Below are 25,706 nucleotides of genomic sequence, written 5' to 3' on the forward strand. Positions count from 1 at the left end.
GGCAAGTGCATCGTCTTGCGCAGAACAGAAACAGGCCCCCATGAAAGGGGCCTGCGAGGGAAGTTATTGAACCGGTGCTATGGTCAGGGATACGTTGCCAAACCCTTCGCTGGCAAGAGTCTCGCTATCCAGATCCACACCGGTCAGAGCCACACCTTCAGCAGAGGCGTTACGCAACTGGGCAGAGGCCGTGGAACGGGTCTGGGGCTGACCGATTTCTATATCGCCGGCGAACTGGCTTTCGGCATAGAAGTCACCGGTCACTGCCGAACGGATCGGGCGCAGCACACGACCCAGGTTATTCTGCATTGTCGACAAACCATACTCGCTGATGGTCCAGTTCCAGTCCCACCACTTCACTTCACCCGGGATATAACGTTTGTCCCACTGATAGCGAATACTGCTCGCCTTGTCGCGGAACGGGCCGACGGCAAAGGTGTGCTCCCAGGTGGGGCGATTCTCAGGATGGGTATACCAGGCATTGCCGCCCCAACGCAGGAAGCCCTTCATGGTCAGGTCATAATTGACCTCGGCCTTGAACTCGTAGGGGTAGGAGATGTTGGACTTGTAGAGGGCAATCCGCACCGGCAGGCTGGAGTGAGGCGGCACCGTGGGGCGCGCTTCAACCGAGACGGTCTCGGTCGTCGAGCCTCCTTTCTGGGAGGCCCAGCTTTGGCTCGCTGCGATCTCGATGGCCAGTTCGGTTTCTCCCACCAGCGGCCACTGAAACTTGTTCTTGGTGGTCACCTTCTCGCTCAGGCTGTAGGTATCGGTTTTCGACCAGTTGGTGGCCTTGTCGTACTTCAGGGTCACCACCACCTGCTGAGGCAGATCCGTGTAGTTGGTCGCATTGGCCGTGATGGTCTTGACCAGCTGCTTGCCGCTCTCGGTGACCTGACCATGGCTGAAGGAGTCGGGCTCCAGGGTATATGAGAAGTTGCTTACCTTGATGGAGCTCTTCTCCCCGCAACGATATCCGGAGCAGCCGCCGTCATTATTTCCCTTTATCAACCAGCCATCGCCAACCCGGGTAACATCCATATCTTCCCCGACATAGGGGCTATGATTTCCACCCACCCAGGCGTATCCCAAATAATGAGCGAGATAACTGACCGGCTTGATAAAATAATCATTGTCGTGGACAAGCCGCCATTGCACATCGACCTCATCACCCGCCGGAATATTCCAGTCAGAGAGTGCTGGTATTTCTCCGGAAACCGGTGAATTTGGATAGCACCAGGTTTCTCCGGCAGTGCCCTGTTTGATTTCGCCATTATATCCTGGCCCCATAATCACCCAGCGATCCGCCAGCCCAGTGATCTGCCACTGCCCCATGCGGCTGACCAGATTACCCTTGATACTCATGGCTTCATCACGGGTCAGAGGACGGTAACCACTGGCACAGACGCCCGTGCCAAGGCCCGCCCACTTGACCTGATCAGGGTAGACAGGTTCAGCCGCCTGCACCTGAGCGAGCATCAATGAAGACGCCAAAAACGCCAGATTGGCGGTAATTATTCTATTCATCATTTATCCCTCTTTCAGACATACGATAATTGTTATTGTGTAGAAATATCCTTTTTCATTTGACAGGTATGGACTCCGACAAAACCTGACACAAATAAAATAAACCACCAAAAAACATCCATGACAAACAAAATAATGGTGATACAGGAAAATAATTAGAGTGATGACTTTATTGAGGAATAAATCATAAATATTGTGGCAGCCATTATTTAATGGCTGCCACAATATGGTGAAACCATATTAAATAAGAAGATGCTGAATTACTCTTCCGGATTGATCACTTCAATTCCCTTCAATATTCCATCCGCCGAACGGATCAATACCAGCTCGCTCCCGGCATGCAGATCGGCGGCCGAACCGTTGACCCAGCGCACCTGCGGATTGAGTGGCACAGTGCCCAGGGTGGCCAGCGTGAGCTGCCGGTCATCGAAGGATTGCAGGCGATCTTGCGCCCGCTGCCAGGGCTGACGGACCAGCGGGGCTCTGGCGGCCAGCAGCTCAATCCGGGTGGCAACGCCATCGGCCACCAGCAGAGCGAGCTGGTCGCCGGGTTTGAGTGGCTGCGGCCAAATCTCCCCCTGCCGCCAGACGGCGGCACTGCCCTGCTCCACTTCGGCCCCCTGAAATTGCAGGCGGATGCCGTCGCTGTGCTCCAGCTCCACCAGCCACAATTCGTCGGCTCCCGCCTGCACCGCCCAGAGCGGTACACCCAGCATCCATGCACACCACTTTCTCGATTGTTCCATCTTCGTTCGTCCCTGAACAAAAAGCCCATGCTGGACAAGCATGGGCTTCATTCGGGAGCATTTCTAATCGGAACGCAGAGATCGGATCAGTCATCCTCACGGCAGCGGCTCAGGCGCATGCCATCAAACTTGCACTCCAGCTCGAGCCAGCGCCCTTCAAACGGCGCCAGACTGTTATCCGAGGTGGTGTAGCCCCAGATCCGCCCCCCTTCCACCGGCCCCTCCAGATCCATCTCGTCCTTGTCATCTTCGTCGAGAGCTTCGACCTTGCGTACATAGCGCACGCCGTTCTCAACCACCCCTTTCATCTCGACCCAGGTACCACCGAGATCATCCTCGTTGAGCCAATCCTTGAAGCGGGTCTGGTCGTCGATCACGAACGGCATGCCGTTGACCATCAACTGGCCAAGCTGCCAGGTGGTGCGGCCGGTCAGTTTGAATTCGGTCGCCTGTGCGGTGCCAAGTGGCAACAAGATCAACAGCAGGAGGGCGCAGAGAGACTTCTTCATCAGGGATCCTCGGGGTTACACTGGCAAACAGGATGCCGAATCCGGTGTGAAAAGAGCGTGAAACGCTCGCCAACCAGGAGAGCAAAGCATGAAGATTTTGGTAGTGGAAGACAATCCTCAGGTGGCGGAAACCATCATGGATTATCTGGAGCTGGCCGGTCACCGCCTCGATTGTGCCTATCACGGTCAGGCGGCGCTGCAACTGCTGGAGGAGCAGCGTTTCGACGTCATCATCATGGATGTGATGATGCCGCGCCTCGATGGCCTCAGCACGGTAGCGCGCCTGCGCGAGCAGGGGATTGCCACTCCCGTGCTGTTTCTCACCGCCCGCGACAGCCTAGAAGACAAGCTGGCGGGCTTCAAGGCGGGAGGGGATGACTATCTGGTCAAGCCGTTCGCCATGGAGGAGCTGGAGGTACGGCTGCAAGCTCTGAGTCTGCGTGGCCCGCGCGGCGATGTGGGGGCCATCAGCTTTGGCGATCTGACGGTCGATGTCGCCAGCGGCCGTGCCACCCGCGCCGGTGAACCCCTCAAGCTCGGCAAGATCCCGTTCCAGATCCTCGCCCTGCTGGCCCGCCGTGCCCCCGCCATCGTCAGCCGTCAGGAGGTGCTCGACACCGTCTGGGGCGATGAGGAGCCCGACTCCGATGCCCTGCGCAGCCACATTTACGCCCTGCGCAACGCGCTCGACAAACCCTTCCCCACTCCCATGCTGGAGACCCTGCACGGCCAGGGCTACCGACTGGTGAGCGCATGAGTCTGCCGAGCCTGCGCCGCCGCCTGATCATGGCGCTCGGCGGCGCCGGGGTGGTGCTGTTGCTCCTGCTCTCCGGCCTGATGCTGGTGGCCGAAGACAAGATGGAAGAGCTGAGCCTGCGCCACTGGCTGGAAGCCGAAGTGACCCGCTACAGCGATGACTGGCTGCGACTCGGCCCGGCCGCCGCAGCCCCGAGCCCCAGACAGTTCTCCAGCTACTGGACCGAGTCGGGCCGTCTGCCGAAATGGCTGAAGCCCTACCAGACTCCCGGCTTTTTCGAGCATCAGCTGGGCAAGGAGGACAAACACTTTCTGGTGGCCCGTCACCCCTCCGGTGAGGGACTGCTCTATCTGGTGTTCAATGACGACGCCGATGACTACCTCGACCCCTACGAAGACAAGCTGCATCTGGCCACCCGACTGATCGGGGTGACCCTGCTGCTGGGCTGCCTCGGCTTCGGCATCTGGCTGGTGCGCCATATCACAGGGCCGCTGCAACGGCTGCAACAGAGGGTCGCCCACCTCACCCCGGATCAGGCTGATTTCGAGCCCGACGCCCCCTGGCAGGAGCTGCGGGATATCGAGCTGGCGCTGCTGGCCGGCAAACAGGAGGTGAGCGCAGTGTTCGCCCGCGAACAGGAGTTCAGCCGTTTCGCCAGCCACGAGCTGCGCACCCCCAACATGGTGATCCAGGGCTCGGCGGCCCTGCTCGGCAAGGTGACGGACTTGCCCGCACCAGCAGCTCGTGCCACCACCCGCATCCGCGCCGCCGCCGACGAGATGGCGCTGCTCACCGAGACCTTCCTGCTGCTGGGCCGCAAGGAGGCAGTGGAGCGACCGCTGCAGCAGGTGACCCCGCTGATCCGTCAGGAGCTGGCCCGCCTCGCTCCGCTGTTGCAGCGGGAGGCACTCGATATCCGGCTTAATCTGGACGAGAGCAGCGAAGTAAATGCCCCCCTCTCCCTGCTCGCCATCGCCCTCGGCAACCTGCTGAAAAATGCCCTGAGCTATGCCGAGGGACATATCGAGATCGAGCTGTATGGCCCGGTGCTCACCATCAGCAACCCGACGGCGGCGGCGCCGGATCAGATCCTCGGCTACGGCTGTGGCCTCACCATCATTCAGCGCATCTGCGAGAAACTCGGTTGGCAGATCGACACCCGGCTGGAAGATGGCGTATTTAGCGCCCGTCTGGCGATGATCACTGCCGAACAGTTCCCTCTCCCTTTGGGAGAGGGTTAGGGTGAGGGCGCAGTGGCACCGCCAACCCACCAGCCAGATAGCAACAAGGCGCCCGAGGGCGCCCTGTTGCTATCTGACAGATGCAAGCCTGAGGCTCACTCCGCCGGCTTGTTCTTGCGGCTCGCCTTGAGTTCGAGGAACTCAATGATCTTGCCGGCCACATCCTTGCCGGAGGCGGCTTCCACCCCTTGCAGGCCGGGGGAGGAGTTGACCTCCAGCACCAGCGGGCCACGGGCGCTACGCAGGATATCCACCCCCGCCACATCCAGCCCCATGATCTTGGCGGCCTGTACGGCGGTTGCGCGCTCTTCCGGGGTGATCTTGATCGCCTCGGCGGTGCCGCCACGGTGCAGGTTGGAGCGAAATTCCCCCGGCTGGGCCTGACGGCGCATGGCGGCAACCACCTTGCCATTGACCACCAGACAGCGGATATCGGCGCCATTGGCCTCGCGGATATACTCCTGCACCAGAATGTTGTTGTTGGTCTGGATAAAGGCTTCGATCACGCTTTCGGCGGCCTTCTGGGTCTCGCAGAGCACCACGCCAATCCCTTGGGTTCCCTCCAGCAGTTTCACCACCAGCGGCGCCCCGCCCACCATGGTGATGAGGTCGGGCACGTCGTGGGTGCTGTGGGCATAGCCGGTGATGGGCAGGCCGATACCGTGGCGGGAGAGCAGCTGCATCGCCCGCAACTTGTCGCGGGAACGGCTGATGGCCACCGAGCTGTTGAGGGCCATGGTGTTCATCATCTCGAACTGGCGCAGCACGGCGGTACCGTAGGCGGTAATGCTGGCCCCGATCCGCGGGATCACGGCGTCATAGCTTCCCAGCTCCCCACCCTCGTAGTGAATGGAGGGGTTGTGGGAAGCGATATTCATATAGCAGCGCAGGGTGTCGAGCACCTCTACCTGATGACCGCGCGCCTGTGCCACCTCGACCAGACGGCGGGTGGAGTAGTTTTTCGGCTCACGGGATAAAATGGCGATCTTCATGACAATTCCGCTAGAAGGCTATGCCTGGGCAGGATGGGGCGGGAGAGTATAAGGTGCCACAGCGCCAAGACAACGCCAATTGTTTATCCTGACAACAAGACAAACCACACCAAACAGCACTCTAACCTGTCACTGTGACCAACAGGTTAAACGGCGGCTCTGCGCAGGTTGTTCAACCCGTGCAAGGATGCCGCCGTTTCTCGTTAAAGATCAACCGATGTCACGCGGAAATCAGTTCAGGTTTGGCCCCAACCAGCGCTCGGCCTCTGCCAGCGTCATCCCCTTGCGAACAGCGTAATCTTCCACCTGATCGTGCTGGATCTGCGCCACTGCGAAGTATTTGCTCTCGGGATGGGAGAAGTACCAGCCGGACACGGCAGCCCCCGGCCACATGGCGTAGGATTCGGTGAGCTGCATGCCAATGGCCTGCTCGACATCCAGCAACTCCCAGATGCTCCCCTTCTCGGTGTGCTCCGGGCAGGCCGGATAACCGGGGGCCGGGCGGATACCCTGATAGTTCTCGCGGATCAACTCCTCGTTGCTGAGGGCCTCGTCGGGAGCATAACCCCAATGTACCTTGCGCACCTGCTCGTGCAGATACTCGGCAAATGCCTCGGCGAGACGGTCGCACACCGCCTGAATGAGGATGGCGTTGTAGTCGTCGTGCTGCGCCTTGTAGGCCTTGGCGATGGCCTCCTCACCGATACCGCCGGTCACCGCGAAGGCACCGATCCAGTCGGGCTTGCCACTCTCTTTCGGCGCCACATAGTCCGCCAGACAGTAGTTGGGGAAGCCCTGCTTCTCGCTCTGCTGGCGCAGGTGATGCAGCACCTTGATAACCTCGGTGCGCGACTCGTCACTGTAAACTTCGATGCTGTCCCCCACCCCGTTGGCCGGGAACAGGCCGATGATGCCGGCGCAGCGCACGCTCTGATCCTTTTCCAGCTGATCCAGCATGGCGTTGGCGTCGGCAAACAGCTTGGTCGCCTCCTCGCCGATGATCTCGTCCTCAAGGATGCGTGGATACTTGCCCGCCAGCTCCCAGCTGAGGAAGAACGGCGTCCAGTCGATGTAGGGGCGCAGCACCGAAATGGCCACATCTTCGAACTTCTGCACCCCGAGCTCGCGGGGCTTCGGCGGCTGGTAGCCAACCCAGTCCAGCTGGTGCCGGTTGGCGCGGGCGTGGGCCAGACTGACCGGGCGGGAGCGCGGCTGCTTGCGGGCATGCTGATCCCGGGCAATCTCGTACTCCTTGTCGATGCGGGCGACAAACGCCTCCTTGAGATCCGGGCTGAGCAGGCTCTGCGCCACCCCCACCGCACGGGAGGCGTTGGAGACATAGACCACAGGCTCCGAGTAATTCTGCTCGATCTTCACCGCAGTGTGGGCCTTGGAGGTGGTGGCACCGCCGATCAGCAGCGGCAGCTTGAAGCCCTGACGCTCCATCTCCTTGGCCACGTGCACCATCTCGTCCAGCGACGGGGTGATGAGACCCGACAACCCGATGATATCAGCGCCGACCTCCCGCGCAGTCTTGAGAATGGTCTCGCAGGAGACCATGACCCCGAGGTCGACAATCTCGAAGTTGTTGCACTGCAGCACCACCCCGACGATGTTCTTGCCGATGTCGTGCACATCACCCTTGACGGTGGCCAGCACGATTTTGCCATTGCTGGAGCCGCCCGATTTTTCCGCCTCGATATAGGGCTGCAGATAGGCCACCGCCCGCTTCATCACCCGCGCCGATTTCACCACCTGGGGCAGGAACATCTTGCCCGCGCCGAACAGGTCGCCGACCACGTTCATACCATCCATCAGCGGCCCTTCGATGACGTGCAGCGGCTTCTCCGCGCCAGCGCGTGCCTCTTCGGTATCCTCTTCGATAAAGTCGGTGATCCCCTTGACCAGTGCGTGCTCCAGCCGCTTGCCCACCGGCCAGCTGCGCCACTCCTGATCCCGCGGATCCTCAGCCTGGGCACCGGCACCGCGATACTTCTCGGCGATGGCCAGCAGCTCCTCGGTGGCGTTGTCATTGAGGTTGAGCACCACCGCCTCGACCTTCTCTTTCAGCTCCGCCGGAATGTCTTCATAGATGGCGAGCTGACCGGCGTTGACGATCCCCATGTCCATGCCGTTCTTGATAGCGTGGTAGAGGAAGACGGCGTGAATGGCTTCGCGCACCGGCTCGTTGCCGCGAAACGAAAACGAGACGTTGGAGACGCCGCCGGAGATCATGGCGTGGGGCAGGTGTGTCTTGATGTCCTTCACCGCCTCGATGAAGTCCACCGCGTAGTTGTTGTGCTCATCGATGCCGGTCGCTACCGCGAAGATATTGGGGTCGAAGATGATGTCTTCCGGCGGGAAACCGACCTGATCCACCAGGATCCGGTAGGCACGCTGGCAGATCTCGAACTTGCGGGCGCGGGTGTCGGCCTGACCCGCTTCATCGAACGCCATCACGATAACGGCGGCGCCGTAACGGCGCAGCAATCTGGCCTGCTGGATAAACTTCTCCTCCCCCTCTTTCATGGAGATGGAATTGACCACCGGCTTGCCCTGCACGCACTTGAGGCCCGCTTCCAGCACCTCCCACTTGGAGGAGTCGATCATCACAGGCACCCGGGCGATGTCCGGCTCACCGGCGATGAGATTGAGGAAGCGCACCATGGCCGCTTCGGCGTCCAGCATCCCCTCGTCCATGTTGATATCGATGATCTGGGCGCCGTTCTCCACCTGCTGCTTGGCAACGTCGAGCGCCTCGTCGTAGAGCCCCTCCTTGATCAGCCGCTTGAACTTGGCCGAACCGGTAACGTTGGTGCGCTCCCCCACGTTCACGAACATGGATTCAGGGGTAATGATCAGCGGCTCAAGACCCGACAGGCGGCAGGCAACCGGCAGCTCGGGCAGCACGCGCGGCTTGATGCCCGCCACGGCGTCGGCCATGGCGCGAATATGGGTCGGGGTGGTGCCGCAGCAGCCACCGACCAGGTTGAGGAAGCCGCTTTGGGCCCACTCGCGGATATGCTCTGCCATCTCACCCGCATCGAGGTCGTACTCGCCGAACGCATTGGGCAGACCGGCGTTGGGGTGGGCGCTGACGCAGGATTCGCTGATGCGAGACAGCTCCTCCACATACTGGCGAAGCTCATCGGGCCCAAGCGCACAGTTGAGGCCGAACGAAACGGGTTTGACGTGGCGCAGCGAGTGGTAGAAGGCTTCGGTGGTCTGGCCGGAGAGGGTACGACCGGAGGCGTCGGTAATGGTACCGGAGATCATCACCGGCAGGCTGTAGCCCAGCGCCTCGAACACCCCTTCCACCGCGAAGGCGGCGGCCTTGGCGTTGAGGGTATCGAAGATGGTTTCGATCAGGATGATGTCAGCGCCGCCCTCAATCAGGGCGTGGGTCGATTCGGTGTAGGCGGCCACCAGCTGGTCATAGGTGACGTTACGCTTGCCGGGATCGTTCACATCCGGCGAGATGGAGGCGGTACGGTTGGTGGGGCCCAACACCCCTGCTACGAAGCGCGGCTTGGCGGGATCTTTTGCCGTCCACTCGTCGGCCACAGCGCGGGCCAGACGGGCGGCTTCCCGGTTGATCTCGGCCGAGAATTCTTCCATCTCGTAATCGGCCATGGCGATGCGAGTGGCGTTGAAGGTGTTGGTCTCGAGAATGTCGGCCCCGGCAGCGCAATACTGCTCGTGGATCTCGCGGATCACCGCCGGACGAGTCAGCACCAGCAGATCGTTGTTGCCCTTGATGTCGGTATGCCAGTCGGCAAACCGCTCACCCCGATAATCCGCCTCCCCCAGCTTGTAGCCCTGGATCATGGTGCCCATGGCCCCGTCGATGATCAGGATCCGCTCCCTGAGGCAGGCTTCCAGCTTCTTTGTTACGTCCGACTGCTTGCTCGGCTCTCTGCTCGACATTACGTTCGACACCGCGTGTTCCTCTTACATCCATGCAACTGCGTAAACAGCATCCTAACAGCAAACAAATAAAATGGAAATCTAGCCGTCTATCAGTCCAAATGCGCCACCATATACTCATTTATGGGTAATGAGTAACATAGGGCCCGAGAGTAACCTATGCCCGTCCTGCATAGGGATACGTGCTTGCTGTCTACCAACGAGAAAAAAATAACTATGAGCGTCTACTACACACTCTGTTTTCTGGCAGCGTTGGCGATTTTTATCGCCTTTGCCAACCAGTATGTTGTGAAGATCCAGACCACCATCGCCATTACTGCGGGCTCCATGCTGATCTCCGCACTGCTGGTGCTGTTTGGCAAACTGGGCTGGTTCAACCTGGAACCTCTTGCCGTCAAGACCATGGAGAGCATCGACTTCCAGAACTTCCTGCTGAAGGGGATTCTGGGCTTCCTGCTGTTCGCCGGTGGCCTTGGCATCAACCTCAAGGCGCTGCGTAGCCAGAAGTGGGAGATCACCATTCTGGCCATCATTGCCACCCTGCTCTCCACCTTCCTCATCGGATACGGCTTCTGGTTTATCGCCAAGCTGCTGGGCTGGGAGTTGCCGCTGGTCTACTGCATGCTGTTCGGCGCGCTGATCTCCCCCACTGACCCGATTGCCGTACTGGCCATCGTCAAGAAGATGAAAGCGCCACCCCAGATCGCCATCCAGATCGAAGGGGAATCCCTGTTCAACGACGGTGTTGGCCTCGTCATCTTCGCTACCGTGTTTGCCGTCGCCTTTGGCGGTGTCGAGCCCACCTTCGGTAGCGTGGCCGGTCTGTTCCTGCACGAAGCCCTCGGCGGCATCCTGTTCGGTGCCGTGCTGGGCCTCATCGCCCACGTGATGATCAGCGCCACCGATGACGGTTCATTGGAGCTGCTGCTGACCCTCTGCATCCCGACCGCCGGCTTCGCCTTTGCCAACATGATCGGCGTCTCCGGCGCACTGGCCATGGTGGTCACCGGCATCATGATCGGCAACTGGACCCGTCACTCCGGCTTCTCCGAGCAGAGCAGCCATCACCTGGATCACTTCTGGGAGTTGATGGACCAGTTCCTCAACGCCCTGCTGTTCCTGCTGATCGGTCTGGCACTGGTACTACTGGATCTCGCCTGGCGTGACTGGATCCTGCTGGTCATTGCGGTGCCGCTCTGCCTGGGTGCCCGCTTTATCAGCGTGTCGCTGCCCTATGTGGCTTTCCGCCGATTCCGCAATTACAACACCTTCTCGGTGCGGATCCTCACTTGGGGTGGCCTGCGCGGTGGTCTGGCGATGGCGATGGCACTGGCACTCCCCTCCGGCGTCATGATGATCCCGGAACATGGCGTCGATCTGCGGGAGGTCATCCTGGTGATGACCTACTCGGTGGTGATGTTCTCCATCGTGGTGCAAGGCATGACCATCACCCCGATGATCACGGCTGCCAAGAAGGCCTGTGGCGACTACTGAGTCGGCCCACTGTGCTGATTGCAGAATGAGAGAGGGCTCCCGTCGGGAGCCCTCTTTTTATGGCGGATAGCTGTGGATATTTGCTGCTGATAGCACCTTGATTACACAGAGGAAAAGCGTACTGGCTTCAACATCGGCAAATTATTGTTTGCTTTTTATTCATTTCGAGGAGAGAATGCGCGTCGGCTAGTTAATCAGCCCTGTTTATGTTTACCCTGCAATGCTTCACCTCACGATGAATCCTGCCAGTACCCGCATAACCTTCTTCTGATTTACTCGCCTTGAGAACCGTCAGGCTGTCTGCCTGCGTTGCCCGGCTCTCACGGTGCAGACCCGATCTGCCCACCCAATTTGATTTATGCATCAGCATATTCCTTGAAAGTGCAGACACCCCTTAACCGGGCTGGGTATTCCTGCGCGCTTGTCGTTCACCCAATCGACCGCGCCCATTGACCTGACATTTGCCAATACAAGGAGCAACCACCTAATTTATATAGAGAAATACCATGATGAAAGCAGTACAAACACACAAGCCCCTGCGTCGCAGCAAGCCCATCAACCTGCCTGTGCAAGAGCACGACAATGATGCGTTTCTGATCCAGTTCAGCACCCGCTTCAGCGGCGGTTTCGCCATCTCCTGTGATGGTATCGCTGGCGAGTTCTCCATCGAAGACCTCAACTGATCCTGCCTGCCCTCCGGCAGCGCCCGATGCAGACAGGCCGCAACTCACGGCGGCCTCTTTGCTTCTCTCTCACTCCTTTAGCCAGACCCGGCCTCTTGCTTGTCACTCAGCCTGACAGCCACCTCGCCATTCGCTTTCCAGCTCTCTGACCTTGATCACTGCTCCAGCAGCAGGCACTCATCGGCATCTTCGCTCAATTTGACCAGCCGACTACGCACCAGCCCCAGCTTGGCCAACAGGCCGATGGAACGCTCGTTGCCCGGCGTAACGATGGCAATCACCTGCCCGATCCCCAGCCGACTTTTGCCATCGGCCAGAGCAGCCTGCGCCGCTTCGATGGCATAACCCTGACCGCGATACTGCGGCAGGAAGGCGTAACCGATATCGACCTGCTCCAGGGTATCGCGCTTGATCAGACCGCAGATACCGAGGCTGGCGCCATCTTCCCTGCGCTCGACCAGATAGAGGCCGTGACCATGACGGGCATAGCTCACCGCCGGTCCCTGCTGGATATACTCCTGCGCCTGTTCCAGGGTACGAATGCCCCGATCACCGATGTAGCGATAGAAGTCACCGTCATTGAGCAGCTCAAGAATAAAGGGGGCATCGGCGATGGTCAGTTCACGCAGAACGAGACGGGGGGAGGTAATCATGGCAAGGGCTCTCTCAAAACAGGCGAAGTCAGCAGAGTGCCCCCTCGACAACCGACTGACAAGCAATAGCGGGCTCACGGCCATGAAAAGGGGGCCAACCTCGGCCCCTTTTTACGATGTCACACAGCGGTAGCAGAGTGGTCAGGCAGCCAGCAACCCGGCATAGCCATTACCCTGCTCGCGCAGCGCAGTGAACTGGGCGGCACAATCGGCCCAGCTCAACCCCAGCGCATCTGCCACCTTGTGGGGCCACTCGGGTGGCGCCTCTTCCCCCACATCGGATTGCGCAGCCAGCACGATCGCCAGATGGATCAACCCGGCCTCGGGAGAGAACTCCTTGGCCAGCATGGGGTTGTAGTGATACTCCACCGCATTGCTGATGGTCTCGGGGAACTTCCAGTAACGTGCCATGGCCGCCCCGACCTGGGCATAGTTGAAGCCAACCACCAGTTCTTCCGCCTTGGCCCGCCCCTTGTGCAGCTCCAGATCGTGGATGTGATGGACGGTGTTTTCCGGCAGGCCCACATGCATCACCAGTCGGCCAAGATCGTAGAGCAGGGCGCAGGTAAAAACCTCATCTCCCTTCATCCCCTTCTTCACCGCCAGACGACGGGCCAGCTCCGCCACGTTGAACACGCTGCCCCAGAAGTGTTTGAGGTCAATGCCGGGCACCGCAGTGACCGATTCGGTGAGCCCGCAGGCCAGCACCATGTTGCGCACCATCGCCAACCCCAGCCGCACCGAGGCTTCATTGACGGTGCCGATCTGGCGACTACTACCGAATTTGGCCGAGTTGGCCAGCCGCAGCAACTTGGCGGAGATGACAGGGTCCTTGTTGATCAACTTGCTGATCTTGAGCAGATCCGGATCCTTTTCATTGAAGGTCTGGATCAAATCGCGCATCACTTCCGGGATCTGGGGCAGTAGCTTGGGCTCGGCCAGCAGGGAATCTATCGTGGGCATAGGCGTGTCCATCCATGTTATCTGTGTTCCAACCTGTTTGCCTTGGCAAACTCTTCCTAATTATGGGTAACAAATGGTCTCCCCATCGGATTGTTTATTCGCTGGCTGTTCAAGGTGTTAGCCCCATTCAGGCTATACTGGCCGCCACATTCACTGTTACGGATATCCCATGAACGACACTCAGGAGTTTTTTGACGAAGAGACGCTGCTGGAGATGGTGGAAAACCAGCTCAACGATGGCCACCCGCCCCATGTGAAGGCGACCCTGATGCGACTGGTGATGAAGGGCACCCCGCGGGAAGAGGCGCTACAGTATATCGCCTGCGCCCTCGGGGCCGAGCTGATGGCGATGGAAGCTGATCAGGGCCCTTTCAATCTGACCCGTTACGGCGAGTTCCTCGACAGTCTGCCCGAGATGCCGTGGGCTGACTGATAGCCGGTGCTGGCCAAGGCCCACGCCTTTGCATGATTCCTTAAAAACAGAAGGGCGGGTGCCAATGGCCCCGCCCTTGTTGCATGGATCCTCTCCGGATCAGAACTGGGAGTTGATGATCACCTCTTCCCCCAGCGCCCCTGCCAACGGCAGTGGCCGATAACTGGAGTTGGCGGCCCGCAGCAGACGAATGCCGCGAATGCCGACCTCCTGCGCCGCCTTGATATCCCCGTCGGCGTCGCCGTAGAAGAGCTTCATCTGCTTATCCTTGAGCCACTGCACCTTGGTGTTCTGGCCCGGCTGATCGCCGGCGAAGATCACCGGATTGAGCTGGTCAGCCGGAATACTCATGGTCTGCTGCAGAGTCTGGCTCACGGTTTCGGTCTTGGTGGCCGAGCGACCGGTGACGAAATAGATGTGGTCACCGCGCTTGAGATGCATGGCGATGAGCGCCTTGCCCACCTCTTTCGGCATGCTGAACGCATCCCAACCATTGTTCATCTTCTCCCAGAAGGCGGGGTTCTTCAGATAGCTCTCGTCGTTGGGCGAGAACTCCTGCTTGCCGCGATAAAAACCCGGGCTGGAGAAGAGCAGGGTATCGTCGATATCAAACCCGACAGCCATTGGCGGCAATCCATCAAGACTCTTGGCAATCTGCTCCACCGATACCCAGTGGATCGGCGCCTGCTGGGCCAAAGTGACGGTGGTGACACCGGCAGGGATAGGCTGAACGGTGGCGGCTTGACCTGCTACGGCAGGCAGAGAGAGGGCGGCAGCCAGCAAGGAGGCAAGCAGCGCCGGACGAGAGACGTGTTTCATAAGGCAGGTTGTCATCTTGAATCAAAAGAGGGGGCCAATAGTGCCCCCATCCCGCCTCTCAAATCTGTGAATACTCCTGCAAAAGGGAGCGTTTGACGCCCGATAATTAATCTTCGACTGGCAGCAGATCGGTAAAAACAAAGCCGTCACGCAGCACTGTCTCGCCGACTCGAATGTCGAGCGGGCGGGAGAACATGGGGCCATCATAGGCCAGGGTATGAAACTCGCCGTTCTCGCCGCACGGATCGACGCCCTCTGGCAGCGCCGCCAGCAGTGCCTCGTCAAAATCGTGACCACCCAGGCTGGCATCCAGCTTGTTCGGGTCGAGAGCACTGATCCGCGCCTTCAACCCAGCGGCCACCATCTGCGGCGCCAGGTCACGGGTATTGCTGCCCCACAACGGGAACAGTGGTTCGATGCCGGTGCCTGCCAGCTGCTTTTCACGGTAGGCGCGCACATCCTCGAGGAACAAGTCGCCAAAGGCCATATAGCGGATCCCTTGTGCCACCACATCGGCGATAAAGCCAGTCATGATGCGGGCGTAATCCTCGTTGCTGCAGGGCCAGGGCAGATCGATGGTGATGAGAGGCAGCCCGACGCAGGCGGCCTGCTCGGTCAACAGCTGCTTGCGCACCCCGTGCATCGCCACCCGCTCGAATGCCTGATTGAGGGTGGTAAACAGCCCCACCACTTCAATGGCGGGATCTTGCCGCAACTGATGCAGAGCCCATGCGCAATCCTTGCCACTGCTCCAGGAGAGCAGTACCCGTTTCTTTTCCATCATTCCTCCGCCAGCGGGGCATTCGGATTGCCCCAAAAAGATGCAAGACAGTGTTGCGAATTGCGCGATTTACACACAAGAGGCAGGCAGCATACTCTCGATCACCTGTATATGCCCCTTGCCCGGGGTGACAATAACTAAAAAAACCGATGGGAAACATACGGATATGACCACGACCACACAACAGCACGATCACTCCCGCCCCCTCAATCGACAGGATTACAAAACCCTGAGTCTGGCTGCCCTCGGCGGTGCGCTGGAGTTTTACGACTTCATCATCTTCGTCTTCTTCGCCGTGGTCATCGGCGAGCTGTTCTTCCCGGCCGACATTCCCGAGTGGCTGCGCCAGTTCCAGACCTTCGGCATCTTCGCCGCCGGTTATCTGGCCCGCCCGCTTGGCGGCATCATCATGGCCCACTTTGGCGATCTCATCGGTCGCAAGCGGATGTTCACCCTCAGCATCATCATGATGGCGCTGCCGACCCTGTTGATCGGTCTGCTGCCCACCTATGCGGTGCTCGGCATCGGCGCCCCCATCGCACTGCTGGGACTGCGGATCCTGCAAGGCGCCGCCATCGGCGGTGAAGTGCCCGGCGCCTGGGTGTTCGTCGCCGAGCACGTACCCACCCGTCGGGTCGGAGTTGCCTGTGGCACGCTCACCGCAGGATTGACGGCCGGTATCCTGCTCGGCTCCCTCATTGCCACTGCGGTCAACAAGAGCCTGACGCCGGCCGAAGTGAGCGAGTGGGGCTGGCGGGTGCCCTTCCTGCTGGGCGGCATCTTCGGCATCGTTGCCATGTACCTGCGTCGCTGGTTGCACGAGACCCCGGTCTTCGCCGAGATGAAAGCCAACAAGACCCTGGCTGACGAGCTGCCCCTCAAGGCGGTGCTGCGCAACCACAAGAGCAGCGTCGTAGTCTCCATGCTGCTCACCTGGCTGCTCTCCGCCGGGATCGTGGTGGTGATCCTGATGACCCCCACCTATCTGCAGAAGGTTTATGGCATCAGCCCGGCGGACGCCCTGACCGCCAACTCGCTGGCGATCGTCGCCCTGACCCTCGGCTGTATCGTCTATGGTCGACTGATCGACCTGCTGGGCAGCGGTCTTACCTTCATGTTCGGCTCCCTGCTGCTGGCTGGCTCCAGCTACGCCTTCTATCACGGTCTGACGGCCGGTACGAGCCAGCTGGTGCCGCTCTACATGCTGGCGGGCTTTGCGGTCGGGATTGTCGGTGCCGTGCCTTACGTGATGGTCAACGCCTTCCCGCCGGTGGTGCGCTTCTCCGGTCTGTCGTTCTCCTACAACGTGGCCTACGCCATCTTCGGTGGCCTCACCCCGATGGCGGTGACCCTCTGGATGAAGAGCGACATGCTTGCCCCCTCCCACTATGTGGTGAGTCTGTCGGTGCTGGGTTTTGCCATCGGCCTCTGGCTCTGGTTCCAGCAACGGGCCATCCGACAACAGCAAGCGCCGCAAGCGGCCTGACCCGAACAACAAGCCCCGGTAACTGCCGGGGCTTTTTTGTACTGCTTATGTTCAGTTTCGCCAGCATAAGATAGCCTCCCTCTTGAGTCAGGTGACCACCTGGATCAAGGTATTCCCATTCATCCTTGCTACCCGAGGCTCAACATGTTCTTTCAGGTCGTATTTCTCGCCTTGCTGGCGCTGCTGCCCATGGTCAATCCCCCCACCACAGCCACCCTGTTGCTGGGGCTGAGCAAGGGGATGTCGCGCGAACACGTGCGCCGTCAGGTCAATATGGCGGCCATCTATCTGTTCTGCACCCTCTGCATCACCTTCTTTATCGGATCTTCGATTCTGGATCTGTTCGGGATCTCCATCCCGGGTTTGCGCCTGGCCGGGGGGCTCATCATCGGCTTTATCGGCTTTCGCATGCTGTTCCCCGCCCCCAGCCAGCAGAGCGGGGTCGATATCAACCAGAGCATCGCCTTTGTACCACTCACCATGCCCAGCATGTGCGGGCCGGGCACCATGGCGCTGGTAATAAGCGGGGCAGCCCAGATTGCCGAGCTGCCTGACGAGTACAACCGCCTCACTATCTATGGCGCCATGGTCACTGCATTTGCCCTGATGAGCCTGATCAGCTGGGGAGTATTGAAGCTGGCGGATCCGGTCTGCAAGATCCTTGGCGCCACCGGCATCGATGCCATGACCCGCATCATGGGCTTCCTGCTGGTCTGCATGGGTATGCAGTTTTGCATCAACGGCATCAAGGAAGTGGCACAGGATCCGGTCTTCCACGGCGGCCAGGCCATGCAAACCGCACCGGCGCTACCGCAGGCTTCCGGCACGTTTGATCAGTTGCCGCAAAAGCCCGCCAGCTCTGATTGAAAACGGTATCAAAAAGTCCCTGACGATCTGCACTGATCTTGTTCCTGATCATGTTACTGACACAAAAATGGGTTAGTTTGTTTTTTATACAGACTTTATTCAGACGGACGCTGATAGGTTTGTTGATGAATACCCACTCAACTTCAGGAGAGTATGCAGATGGACAAGATGCTGACCGAAATAGGGAGCCATAGCCTGTTTCACGAGTACCTGAACGTGGTTGGGATTGCGAGCCCATCCCTCGCCAAGATTGAGCAACACTGGGAATATAAAAAGCGGGAGCAGCTGGTCGCCAAAATCCAGATCGATAAGCAGGGCAATGCCCGTTACTTCATCGATGCTCGCGCCATATCCATCAACTGATACCGAATAACCAGCCAGCCCCGGTCCACTGACCGGGGCTTTTTGTAATCTGAGCTCCCATACTCCCCGACCCGCTGCATCGCTGTTGTTGCACGAAAAGTCTGTCTGTTTTTTGTACAGCACTCATTCAGCTCGACATGGCTATCTTGTATCTGCCCCCCCTTGTTCCAGAAGAGTGCCCATATGACCAAGATGCTGACCGAAATCGGCAGTCATAGCCTGTTTCACGAATACCTGAATGTGCTCGGCATAGCCAATCCAGCCCTTGCCAACATAGAACAACTGTGGGAACACCGGCAGCAAGAGAGGCTGCTCGCCAAAATCCAGATCGACAAACAGGGCAAGGCCCGTTACTTCATCGACGCCCGCGCCATCTCGGTCAATTAACACCGATGATTCTGCAAGCCCCGGCCTACTGACCGGGGCTTTTTGTTGCATGCCCATCAAGCAGGCTAGCCAATCCCCCTGTCATCTTCGCTCTTGTACCTGTACGCCTCTTTAGGAATTTTAATTACAAAAAAACAAAAATTAATGGAATAATTAATTATGCGATAGCGATCTCATAATAAAAATCAAAAATCGAGCATGATAGCCAGCATCAAGAAAGATGATGTACGCCGGGGATGGCGACGACCTGAAGTAGAGGAAGCGATGACCATTGACCTATCAAGCATGATTACTGAAACCCGCAATCCAGCCAGCATCGAGATCGATCAGCTCCCGACGCTGGATATGCTGCGGATCATCAATCAAGAAGATCAACACGTAGCAGTGGCTGTAGGCCAACTGCTGCCCGAGATCGCCAAGGCGGTCGATGCTATTGCTGCGGCATTTGGCAAAGGCGGCCGCTTGATCTACATCGGGGCAGGCACCTCCGGGCGCCTCGGCATTCTGGACGCCAGCGAATGCCCACCCACCTACGGTGTCTCTGCCGAACGGGTCATCGGCCTGATTGCCGGGGGCCACAAGGCCATACTGCAGGCGGTGGAGAATGCCGAAGACGATGCAGAACTCGGTGCCAACGATCTTAAAAACATCCACTTCAGTGCCCACGACGTGCTGGTGGGTATCGCAGCCAGCGGGCGAACCCCCTATGTGCTGGGCGCCATGCAGTATGCCAGGAGCCTGGGTGCCACAGTGTGCAGCATCAGCTGCAACCCGGGCAGCCCGCTCGCCAAAGCGGCCGACATAAGCATGGTCGCCGTGGTCGGACCCGAGATAGTGACCGGCTCCTCCCGCATGAAAGCGGGCACAGCCCAGAAGCTGATCCTCAATATGCTCTCGACCGGTGCCATGATCCGCACCGGCAAGGTCTACGGCAATCTGATGGTGGATGTGGAGGCGACCAACGCCAAACTGGTGGAACGCCAGAAGCGCATCGTCATGGAAGCAACCGAATGTGACCGTGGCACGGCCGAGCAGGCTCTTGCCGCCGCAGATAGCCACTGCAAGACCGCCATCGTAATGATCCTGGCCAATATCTCCGCCAGCGAAGCACGAGAGCGGCTGAAAAGCAGCGGCGGCTTTATCAGCAAATGCACAGATTAATCGGCCGACCGCACATTGGCCGCGCCAGCAATGGCGACAGGATAACAACATAAGCGGGGGCATCCGCCCCCTCACATCAGACTGACCGGGTTCTTTATGGCAAAAATAACTGATTCCATGATTGGCCAGATCATCCAGGCCATCGGCGGCCGGGATAACATCACCAACTGTGGCCACTGCATGACCCGCTTGCGGCTGAGCCTGGCGGACAGCCTGCATGCCGATCGCGATACTATCAAACGGATCGCCGGGGTGATGGGGGTGATTGAAAGCGACAACCAGTTCCAGATCGTGCTTGGTCCGGGCAAAGCCCAGACCGCCTGCGAAATGATGAACGGTATGCTGAGTACGGACGCTGGCATCCTCACCGCCCCCCGCCCGCAACCTGCGGATCTTGGCAACATCGCCGCCGCCAACAAGCAGGCGCTGAAGCAGAAGCAGAGCAGTGCGGCGCACCGCTTCCTGGCCAAGTTTGCCACCATTTTCACTCCGCTGATCCCCGGTTTTATCGCTGCGGGTCTGCTGCTCGGCTGTGCCACCCTGATCGAACAGACCCTGTTGCTGGAAGGACAGCAGACAGGGGGCATGCTGGCCGAATTCGTCGGCTACATGAAGCTCTTCAGCAAGGGACTGTTCAGCTTCCTCAGCATCCTGATCGGCTACAACGCCCAGAAGGCGTTTGGTGGCTCCGGCGTCAACGGTGCCATCATCGCCTCTCTGTTTGTCATGGGTTATGACCCTCAGGCCAGCAGCGGCATCTACTCCGGTATCACCGACTTCTTCGGCCATCAGATCGATCCCCGCGGCAACATCATCGGCGTGCTGATCGCCTGCATCATAGGCGCCTCGGTTGAGCGCCAGGTTCGCCGCTACATGCCGGACAGTCTGGATATGATCCTCACTTCCTGCATCACCCTGCTGATCATGGGAGCCGTCACCTTTATCCTGATCATGCCCCTCGGCGTGCAGCTCTATAACGGCATGTCCTGGCTCTTCATCAACCTCAATGGCAACCCGTTCGGTACCGCTATTCTGGCTGGCCTGTTCCTCATCTCGGTGATGTTTGGCATCCACCAAGGGTTCGTTCCCGTCTACTTTGCGCTGATGGATGCCCAGGGCTTCAACTCCCTGTTTCCTATCCTGGCGCTGGCCGGTGCCGGACAGGTAGGGGCTGCGCTGGCGCTCTACAGTCGGGCAGGCAAGGATTCCCTACTGCGCACTCAGGTGAAGGGCACCATCATTCCGGGCATTCTGGGGGTCGGTGAGCCGCTCATCTACGGCGTCACCCTGCCGCGGGTCAAACCCTTTATCACGGCCTGCTGCGGTGGTTCGCTGGGGGGCTTCGTGGTTGGCCTGATCTCCTGGCTGGGTCTGCCGGTCGGCCTCAACACCGTCTTTGGCCCCTCCGGTATCGTCGCCCTGCCGCTGATGACCTCCGCCCAGGGGATCTTCCCCGGCATGATGGTCTATGCGGTCGGCCTCGCCGTCGCCTACCTCGGCGGCTATCTCTTCACCCTGATGTTCGGCTGCAAGAACGTCGATCTGAGTTAATCCCTCCTCCGGATTTCTAGCCAAGGTCTGGCCCCGAGCAATCGGGGTCATGGCCGAACTCATCCCGGCTCTGGCACAGAGCCCGTACAGGAACGATAAAAAATGAAAAAATCCATGCTTGCTCTGGTTCTTCCCGCACTGCTCGGCACAGGTTCCGCTCATGCGGCCGTCATCTATCAGGCTGACGATGGCTCCAACGTCGACCTCTACGGCCGTCTTGGCTTCAATATTTCCGACAAGAAGAGCGGCAATGATCAGGGTGACTTCGATGGCCGTATCGGCTTTACCGCCCGTCAGACCGTCAATGACGATGTCGCAGTAATCGGCATGGCGCAATATCAGGTCAATGCAGCCGAATACGCCAACAACGTGCAGAAGAACAGCAGCGATCTCACCGCCCGTTACGTCTGGGCAGGGATTGATGGTGGTCAGTGGGGCAAGGTGACCGGCGGGCGCGTCTCTTCCGGCCTCATCATGTTCACCGATATCGGCGATGTGTTTGCCGCCTCCGACGTCTCCATGGCCCGTCAGGCCAACAAGGTGGACTCCACCGCCGTGCAGGTGTTCCGTCAGGATGGCACCCTGCAGTACCAGAACACCCTCGGCAATCTGGATCTCTCGCTCGCCTACATCCTCGGCAACAGCACTTCGGATCTCGATTACGGCTACAACGGTGCCCTGCGCTACACCTTCGATCTGGGCAGTGCCGGCAAACTGGCTCCGGTCGTGGCGTATCAGCAGACCAAAGCCGCCCAGAGCAGTGGCAGCAAGGTCGATCCCAATGCCGATGAGTATCGCTTCGCCGGGATTGGTACCCGCTACTATCTCGGCCCTCTGATGTTGGGTGCCCTCTATAGCAAGGATCAGGTGACCTATCGCGACGGCCGTGCCGACAGTGAAGACAAGGTGTGGGAACTGACCGCTGTGTATGACATCAACCAGAAGTGGGGGGCCCGCGCAGGCTATCGTCACCTCGTCAACGAGGGTGGCGACCAGATGGCACTGCGCGATACTACGCTGGAGCTGCAATACAAGCTCACCCCGCGATCTTCCCTCTACAGCGCCTATGTGATCCGCAATGGTGAAGATGGTCTGGCTGGTAGCACCATCACCAGCTTTGGTGGCAGCAGCAACAGCGAGAGCTTCTACCACCTCGGCCTGCGCTACGAATTCTGATCTGGTTGCCGGCCTGCGGGCCGGCTCCTTTATGGAGTCTTATGATGGCACGATCCTCCCTGCTCTCTCCCCTACTATTATCCCTCCTGTTTGCCCTGCTGCTCAGCGTGCCGGCACAGGCGGCCCGGCTGGAGCTGGCCGATACCCTCACCCTGCTCGCCTCGCCACAGGGCAAACCCTCGGCCTTCACCCGGACCATTGAGCTCCCGGCGGGAGAGTCCCGACTGCTGGTGCGCTTTGACAGCCCAAGTGACCCTCGATCCACCAACGAGAGCCCGGGACGCGTGACCTCAGCTCCTCTGCTGGTCACCCTTACAGCACCAGCACAAGGGACGCTGCAACTGACCACCCCGGTGCTGACCAGCCCCTCGGCTATCCGCCAGTTTGCCGCCAGCCCGACCCTGCTGCTGAGTGACGACAAGGCCATATCACAGCCGCTGACACTACAAGCCCTGCCACGCAGCCAGGATGGTCTGGGCACCGATTACCAGGCCCTGCTGGCGAGCCATACACCAACAGCAAGTCCGCCCCCCATTTTCGCAACACAAGCCGCAACTACCATTCATACCGCTTCGGCACTTACGCCGGAGCAGGCGGATGCCACCCTGCGGGAACTCTATCTGGCGGCCGATGCCAAGCGGCGTAAAGCCTTTATCCGCTGGGCCCTTGACCTCTAGCAGACAACAAAAAACCACCTGTTCAGGTGGTTTTTTGTTGTACGGATGATGCAGAGGCAGAGCCGACCTCACTCCTTGTTGAGTCGGTCGATGGCATCCCGGGTACCGTCAATCAGTGCCCAGGCTCGCTCGTCTCTGCGCTGCACCAGGCCGAGGAACAGGATGTCGGTAATGGTGTTCTGGGCGGTACGTGAGGAGATGGAAGAGATACGCAACTCGTTCTCCTCCGCCACCGTATCCAGCACCATGTCGGCCATCTGGCGCAACTGGGTTTGCCGGAACGAAGTCACGGCAATCAGGGTGGCACCATTGCGCTTGGCCAGCTCGGCCGCCGCCAGCACATCACGGCTGGCGCCAGAATAGGAGATGACCAGTTGCACATCACCCGGCCCCAGGGTCTGGGCGATGGAGATCTGCACATGGCTATCCTGGGCAAACAGGGTAGTTACGCCGATCTTGAGCAACTTGTACCAGAGATCCTTGGCAGTCAGTGCCGAACCGCCAATCCCCACCAGCTGCACCCGCCCGGCGCCATCTATGGTATCGAGTACCTGCTTCAGCAGAGCACTGTCGAGGGCCTGAGTGGTCTCGACGATGGAGTTGATCTTCTCCTGCGCCAGCTTCTTGGCCATGGTCTCCAGATCATCGTCCCGCCCGATGCCATTGTAGAGATCACCGACATTGTCGGTCTTGATGGCATGCTTGCGCCCCAGATCCTCGCTAACCGCCAGCTTGAAGGCGGTGAAGCCCTTGAACCCGATCTTCTGGGTGAACTTCACTATGCTCGACTGGCTCACCTCCGCCTGCTGGGCCAGCTCCTGGGAGGAGAAGCGAGTCACCTGCTCCGGGCAGGAGAGGATGTAATCGGCAATCTTGAGCTCGCTAGGAGAGAGCTGGCTCCGGATATTGGATATTTTCGACAGGGTAAGCATGATTTCTCTCTGTTCTTGTGCTGCGTCGAGGCTTACTGGGTGCCACCCACGGTGAGTTGATCCAGTTTAAGGGTGGGCTGGCCGACACCGACCGGCACGCTCTGCCCCTCCTTGCCGCAGATGCCGACCCCGCGATCCAGCGCCAGGTCGCTCCCCACCATGGAGACCTGGCTCATCGCCTCGGGGCCGTTGCCGATCAGGGTCGCCCCCTTGATGGGGGCAGTGATCTTGCCATCCTCGATGAGGTAAGCCTCGGAGGCGGAGAAGACAAACTTGCCGGAGGTGATGTCCACCTGACCGCCACCGAAGTTGGGGGCATAGATGCCCTTCTTCACCGAGGCGATGATCTCGGCCGGATCGTACTGACCCGCCAACATGTAGGTGTTGGTCATGCGCGGCATCGGCATGGCAGCGTAGGATTCGCGGCGCCCGTTGCCGGTGAGTGGCACACCCATCAGGCGGGCGTTCTGCTTGTCTTGCAGATAGCCCTTGAGGATACCGTTCTCGATCAGCACGTTGTAGCCACCCGGCGTCCCCTCGTCATCTATGCTGACGGAGCCACGCCGACCCGGCAGGGTGCCGTCATCGACGATGGTGCAGTGCTTGGAGGCCACCTGCTCGCCGATGCGACCGGCAAATGCGGAAGAGCCCTTGCGGTTGAAATCGCCCTCCAGACCGTGACCCACCGCCTCATGCAGCAGCACACCAGGCCAGCCGGCACCCAGCACCACCGGCATGGTGCCGGCTGGCGCGTCGATGGCTTCCAGATTGACCAGCGCCTGACGCACCGCTTCACGCACATAGCCAAAAGCGCGGCTCTCCAGCCCGTCCAGTTCGAGGAACCAGTCGTAACCAAAGCGGCCACCGCCACCGGCACTGCCACGCTCGCGGCGATCCCCCTTCTCGGCGATCACGGTCACCGACAGCCGCACCAGCGGACGCACATCAGCGGCCAGGGTGCCGTCGGTGGCGGCCACCAGCACCTCTTCGTAGACGCCGCTGATGGAGGCCATCACCTGATTGATGGCGGGATCCAGACTTCTGGCGAACTTGTCCATCTGCTCCAGTAGGGCGATCTTCTGCTGCTTGTCGAGGGTATGCAGCGGATCCATGGCCGGATAGAGCAGGTTCGCTTCGGTGCGAGTCCACGCCTTCACCTTGCCGTGAGCACCTGCTGCGGCGATGCCGCGAGCGGCAGTCACCGACTGTTGCAGCGCCAGCAGGCTCAGCTCGTCCGAGTAGGCGAAACCGGTCTTCTCGCCGCTGACGGCGCGCACCCCGACCCCCTGATCGATGTTGTAGCTGCCATCCTTGACGATGCCATCTTCCAGCATCCAGGACTCGTGCCAGCTGCGCTGGAAATAGAGATCGCCGAACTCCACCTGATGGCTCATCAGGCTGCAGAGCAGCTGCTGCAGGCGCCCTTCGTCGAGGTCGTTCGGGGCCAACAGGGAGGCACTAACCTGGCTCAATAGACTCAATCTTCTTCTCCACTCTCGTAACGAGCTGTTTTAAATCGTCTTGCCGACGGGTTGGCAACAAGCCACACCATCACAACAAACGGGCATGCTCCAGCACGGG

At 59.6% G+C, this 25,706-nt stretch carries 24 protein-coding genes; 13 read left to right on the forward strand and 11 right to left on the reverse strand.

The window, feature by feature from the left end; genetic code table 11:
• Positions 1-63: 63 nt before the first annotated feature.
• The 3 genes from aerA to I6L35_RS04060 form a co-directional block, all read right to left on the reverse strand.
• On the reverse strand, positions 64-1,527 hold the full coding sequence (gene aerA / locus I6L35_RS04050; RefSeq protein ID WP_216980236.1) for an aerolysin AerA: 1,464 nt from the start codon (positions 1,525-1,527) through the stop codon (positions 64-66).
• A 260-nt stretch (positions 1,528-1,787) separates the two neighbouring features.
• Positions 1,788-2,273, reverse strand: coding sequence for a hypothetical protein (locus I6L35_RS04055; RefSeq protein ID WP_216979603.1), 486 nt, complete (start codon positions 2,271-2,273; stop codon positions 1,788-1,790).
• Between the two features lie 86 nt (positions 2,274-2,359).
• A complete protein-coding gene (locus I6L35_RS04060; RefSeq protein WP_005340092.1) occupies positions 2,360-2,782 on the reverse strand; it encodes a hypothetical protein in 423 nt (140 codons plus the stop codon).
• Between the two features lie 88 nt (positions 2,783-2,870).
• On the opposite strand from I6L35_RS04060, the gene I6L35_RS04065 reads away from it, so the two are divergent.
• The gene (locus I6L35_RS04065; RefSeq protein WP_019446511.1) at positions 2,871-3,539 is read left to right on the forward strand and encodes a response regulator transcription factor; all 669 of its coding nucleotides are present in this window, start codon (positions 2,871-2,873) and stop codon (positions 3,537-3,539) included.
• Positions 3,536-4,780, forward strand: coding sequence for a HAMP domain-containing sensor histidine kinase (locus I6L35_RS04070; RefSeq protein WP_216979604.1), 1,245 nt, complete (start codon positions 3,536-3,538; stop codon positions 4,778-4,780). The genes I6L35_RS04065 and I6L35_RS04070 overlap by 4 nt, the downstream gene beginning before the upstream one ends.
• Positions 4,781-4,875: 95 nt before the next feature.
• Here the strand turns inward: I6L35_RS04070 and rimK are convergent, their stop codons facing one another.
• Together rimK and metH are read right to left on the reverse strand one after the other, a co-directional pair.
• On the reverse strand, positions 4,876-5,772 hold the full coding sequence (gene rimK / locus I6L35_RS04075; protein ID WP_005340088.1) for a 30S ribosomal protein S6--L-glutamate ligase: 897 nt from the start codon (positions 5,770-5,772) through the stop codon (positions 4,876-4,878).
• A gap of 231 nt (positions 5,773-6,003) precedes the next feature.
• Positions 6,004-9,699 carry a methionine synthase gene (metH, locus tag I6L35_RS04080; protein WP_216980237.1) on the reverse strand — a complete coding sequence of 1,232 codons (3,696 nt, stop codon included), beginning with the start codon at positions 9,697-9,699 and terminating at the stop codon, positions 6,004-6,006.
• Positions 9,700-9,915: 216 nt separating this feature from the next.
• Between metH and I6L35_RS04085 the strand changes: the two genes are divergently transcribed.
• Together I6L35_RS04085 and I6L35_RS04090 are read left to right on the forward strand one after the other, a co-directional pair.
• Positions 9,916-11,193: a sodium:proton antiporter gene (locus tag I6L35_RS04085; RefSeq protein ID WP_019446508.1), complete on the forward strand. Its 1,278-nt coding sequence runs from the start codon at positions 9,916-9,918 to the stop codon at positions 11,191-11,193.
• A gap of 506 nt (positions 11,194-11,699) precedes the next feature.
• The gene (locus tag I6L35_RS04090) at positions 11,700-11,876 is read left to right on the forward strand and encodes a hypothetical protein (RefSeq protein WP_005340085.1); all 177 of its coding nucleotides are present in this window, start codon (positions 11,700-11,702) and stop codon (positions 11,874-11,876) included.
• 155 nt (positions 11,877-12,031) lie between these two features.
• Here the strand turns inward: I6L35_RS04090 and I6L35_RS04095 are convergent, their stop codons facing one another.
• Both I6L35_RS04095 and I6L35_RS04100 read right to left on the reverse strand, forming a co-directional pair.
• Complete coding sequence (locus I6L35_RS04095; protein ID WP_216979605.1) at positions 12,032-12,529, reverse strand: GNAT family N-acetyltransferase; 498 nt, start codon at positions 12,527-12,529, stop codon at positions 12,032-12,034.
• A 141-nt stretch (positions 12,530-12,670) separates the two neighbouring features.
• Positions 12,671-13,492 (reverse strand): HDOD domain-containing protein, encoded by an 822-nt coding sequence (locus I6L35_RS04100; protein WP_216979606.1) that lies wholly within the window; start codon positions 13,490-13,492, stop codon positions 12,671-12,673.
• Positions 13,493-13,661: 169 nt separating this feature from the next.
• Here I6L35_RS04100 and I6L35_RS04105 point away from each other — a divergent pair, with 169 nt between their 5' ends.
• Positions 13,662-13,925: a hypothetical protein gene (locus I6L35_RS04105; RefSeq protein WP_042658108.1), complete on the forward strand. Its 264-nt coding sequence runs from the start codon at positions 13,662-13,664 to the stop codon at positions 13,923-13,925.
• A gap of 99 nt (positions 13,926-14,024) precedes the next feature.
• Here I6L35_RS04105 and aphA read toward each other — a convergent pair whose 3' ends face one another.
• Together aphA and I6L35_RS04115 are read right to left on the reverse strand one after the other, a co-directional pair.
• Entirely contained in the window at positions 14,025-14,744 is a 720-nt protein-coding gene (gene aphA / locus I6L35_RS04110; RefSeq protein ID WP_216979607.1) for an acid phosphatase AphA, read from the reverse strand.
• 106 nt (positions 14,745-14,850) lie between these two features.
• On the reverse strand, positions 14,851-15,525 hold the full coding sequence (locus I6L35_RS04115; RefSeq protein WP_216980238.1) for an adenine nucleotide alpha hydrolase: 675 nt from the start codon (positions 15,523-15,525) through the stop codon (positions 14,851-14,853).
• Positions 15,526-15,691: 166 nt separating this feature from the next.
• On the opposite strand from I6L35_RS04115, the gene I6L35_RS04120 reads away from it, so the two are divergent.
• The 8 genes from I6L35_RS04120 (at position 15,692) to I6L35_RS04155 (ending at position 23,193) form a co-directional block, all read left to right on the forward strand.
• Positions 15,692-17,011 carry an MFS transporter gene (locus I6L35_RS04120; RefSeq protein ID WP_216979608.1) on the forward strand — a complete coding sequence of 440 codons (1,320 nt, stop codon included), beginning with the start codon at positions 15,692-15,694 and terminating at the stop codon, positions 17,009-17,011.
• 144 nt (positions 17,012-17,155) lie between these two features.
• The gene (locus tag I6L35_RS04125; RefSeq protein ID WP_216979609.1) at positions 17,156-17,878 is read left to right on the forward strand and encodes a MarC family NAAT transporter; all 723 of its coding nucleotides are present in this window, start codon (positions 17,156-17,158) and stop codon (positions 17,876-17,878) included.
• 159 nt (positions 17,879-18,037) lie between these two features.
• Positions 18,038-18,241, forward strand: a complete 204-nt coding sequence (locus I6L35_RS04130; RefSeq protein WP_005342922.1) for a hypothetical protein — start codon at positions 18,038-18,040, stop codon at positions 18,239-18,241.
• A 183-nt stretch (positions 18,242-18,424) separates the two neighbouring features.
• A complete protein-coding gene (locus tag I6L35_RS04135) occupies positions 18,425-18,628 on the forward strand; it encodes a hypothetical protein (RefSeq protein WP_041209699.1) in 204 nt (67 codons plus the stop codon).
• A 264-nt stretch (positions 18,629-18,892) separates the two neighbouring features.
• Entirely contained in the window at positions 18,893-19,789 is an 897-nt protein-coding gene (gene murQ / locus I6L35_RS04140; RefSeq protein WP_216979610.1) for an N-acetylmuramic acid 6-phosphate etherase, read from the forward strand.
• A 96-nt stretch (positions 19,790-19,885) separates the two neighbouring features.
• On the forward strand, positions 19,886-21,340 hold the full coding sequence (gene murP / locus I6L35_RS04145; RefSeq protein ID WP_216979611.1) for a PTS N-acetylmuramic acid transporter subunit IIBC: 1,455 nt from the start codon (positions 19,886-19,888) through the stop codon (positions 21,338-21,340).
• A 102-nt stretch (positions 21,341-21,442) separates the two neighbouring features.
• Complete coding sequence (locus tag I6L35_RS04150; protein ID WP_216979612.1) at positions 21,443-22,516, forward strand: porin; 1,074 nt, start codon at positions 21,443-21,445, stop codon at positions 22,514-22,516.
• A 41-nt stretch (positions 22,517-22,557) separates the two neighbouring features.
• Positions 22,558-23,193, forward strand: a complete 636-nt coding sequence (locus I6L35_RS04155) for a DUF2057 family protein (RefSeq protein ID WP_254204524.1) — start codon at positions 22,558-22,560, stop codon at positions 23,191-23,193.
• A gap of 68 nt (positions 23,194-23,261) precedes the next feature.
• Here I6L35_RS04155 and I6L35_RS04160 read toward each other — a convergent pair whose 3' ends face one another.
• Both I6L35_RS04160 and tldD read right to left on the reverse strand, forming a co-directional pair.
• Complete coding sequence (locus I6L35_RS04160) at positions 23,262-24,125, reverse strand: SIS domain-containing protein (protein WP_005342915.1); 864 nt, start codon at positions 24,123-24,125, stop codon at positions 23,262-23,264.
• 32 nt (positions 24,126-24,157) lie between these two features.
• The gene (gene tldD / locus I6L35_RS04165) at positions 24,158-25,606 is read right to left on the reverse strand and encodes a metalloprotease TldD (RefSeq protein WP_216979613.1); all 1,449 of its coding nucleotides are present in this window, start codon (positions 25,604-25,606) and stop codon (positions 24,158-24,160) included.
• Positions 25,607-25,706: the final 100 nt, after the last annotated feature.

This window comes from Aeromonas sp. FDAARGOS 1405, from assembly GCF_019048265.1.
In the GTDB taxonomy this organism is placed as follows: Bacteria; Pseudomonadota; Gammaproteobacteria; order Enterobacterales; family Aeromonadaceae; genus Aeromonas; species Aeromonas veronii_A.

Coding starts and splice junctions, on each gene's coding strand:
- aerA (WP_216980236.1), bottom strand. CDS start 1,527: ATGAATAGAATAATTACCGCCAATCTGGCGTTTTTGGCGTCTTCATTG.
- I6L35_RS04055 (WP_216979603.1), bottom strand. CDS start 2,273: ATGGAACAATCGAGAAAGTGGTGTGCATGGATGCTGGGTGTACCGCTC.
- I6L35_RS04060 (WP_005340092.1), bottom strand. CDS start 2,782: ATGAAGAAGTCTCTCTGCGCCCTCCTGCTGTTGATCTTGTTGCCACTT.
- I6L35_RS04065 (WP_019446511.1), top strand. CDS start 2,871: ATGAAGATTTTGGTAGTGGAAGACAATCCTCAGGTGGCGGAAACCATC.
- I6L35_RS04070 (WP_216979604.1), top strand. CDS start 3,536: ATGAGTCTGCCGAGCCTGCGCCGCCGCCTGATCATGGCGCTCGGCGGC.
- rimK (WP_005340088.1), bottom strand. CDS start 5,772: ATGAAGATCGCCATTTTATCCCGTGAGCCGAAAAACTACTCCACCCGC.
- metH (WP_216980237.1), bottom strand. CDS start 9,699: ATGTCGAGCAGAGAGCCGAGCAAGCAGTCGGACGTAACAAAGAAGCTG.
- I6L35_RS04085 (WP_019446508.1), top strand. CDS start 9,916: ATGAGCGTCTACTACACACTCTGTTTTCTGGCAGCGTTGGCGATTTTT.
- I6L35_RS04090 (WP_005340085.1), top strand. CDS start 11,700: ATGATGAAAGCAGTACAAACACACAAGCCCCTGCGTCGCAGCAAGCCC.
- I6L35_RS04095 (WP_216979605.1), bottom strand. CDS start 12,529: ATGATTACCTCCCCCCGTCTCGTTCTGCGTGAACTGACCATCGCCGAT.
- I6L35_RS04100 (WP_216979606.1), bottom strand. CDS start 13,492: ATGCCCACGATAGATTCCCTGCTGGCCGAGCCCAAGCTACTGCCCCAG.
- I6L35_RS04105 (WP_042658108.1), top strand. CDS start 13,662: ATGAACGACACTCAGGAGTTTTTTGACGAAGAGACGCTGCTGGAGATG.
- aphA (WP_216979607.1), bottom strand. CDS start 14,744: ATGAAACACGTCTCTCGTCCGGCGCTGCTTGCCTCCTTGCTGGCTGCC.
- I6L35_RS04115 (WP_216980238.1), bottom strand. CDS start 15,525: ATGGAAAAGAAACGGGTACTGCTCTCCTGGAGCAGTGGCAAGGATTGC.
- I6L35_RS04120 (WP_216979608.1), top strand. CDS start 15,692: ATGACCACGACCACACAACAGCACGATCACTCCCGCCCCCTCAATCGA.
- I6L35_RS04125 (WP_216979609.1), top strand. CDS start 17,156: ATGTTCTTTCAGGTCGTATTTCTCGCCTTGCTGGCGCTGCTGCCCATG.
- I6L35_RS04130 (WP_005342922.1), top strand. CDS start 18,038: ATGGACAAGATGCTGACCGAAATAGGGAGCCATAGCCTGTTTCACGAG.
- I6L35_RS04135 (WP_041209699.1), top strand. CDS start 18,425: ATGACCAAGATGCTGACCGAAATCGGCAGTCATAGCCTGTTTCACGAA.
- murQ (WP_216979610.1), top strand. CDS start 18,893: ATGACCATTGACCTATCAAGCATGATTACTGAAACCCGCAATCCAGCC.
- murP (WP_216979611.1), top strand. CDS start 19,886: ATGGCAAAAATAACTGATTCCATGATTGGCCAGATCATCCAGGCCATC.
- I6L35_RS04150 (WP_216979612.1), top strand. CDS start 21,443: ATGAAAAAATCCATGCTTGCTCTGGTTCTTCCCGCACTGCTCGGCACA.
- I6L35_RS04155 (WP_254204524.1), top strand. CDS start 22,558: ATGATGGCACGATCCTCCCTGCTCTCTCCCCTACTATTATCCCTCCTG.
- I6L35_RS04160 (WP_005342915.1), bottom strand. CDS start 24,125: ATGCTTACCCTGTCGAAAATATCCAATATCCGGAGCCAGCTCTCTCCT.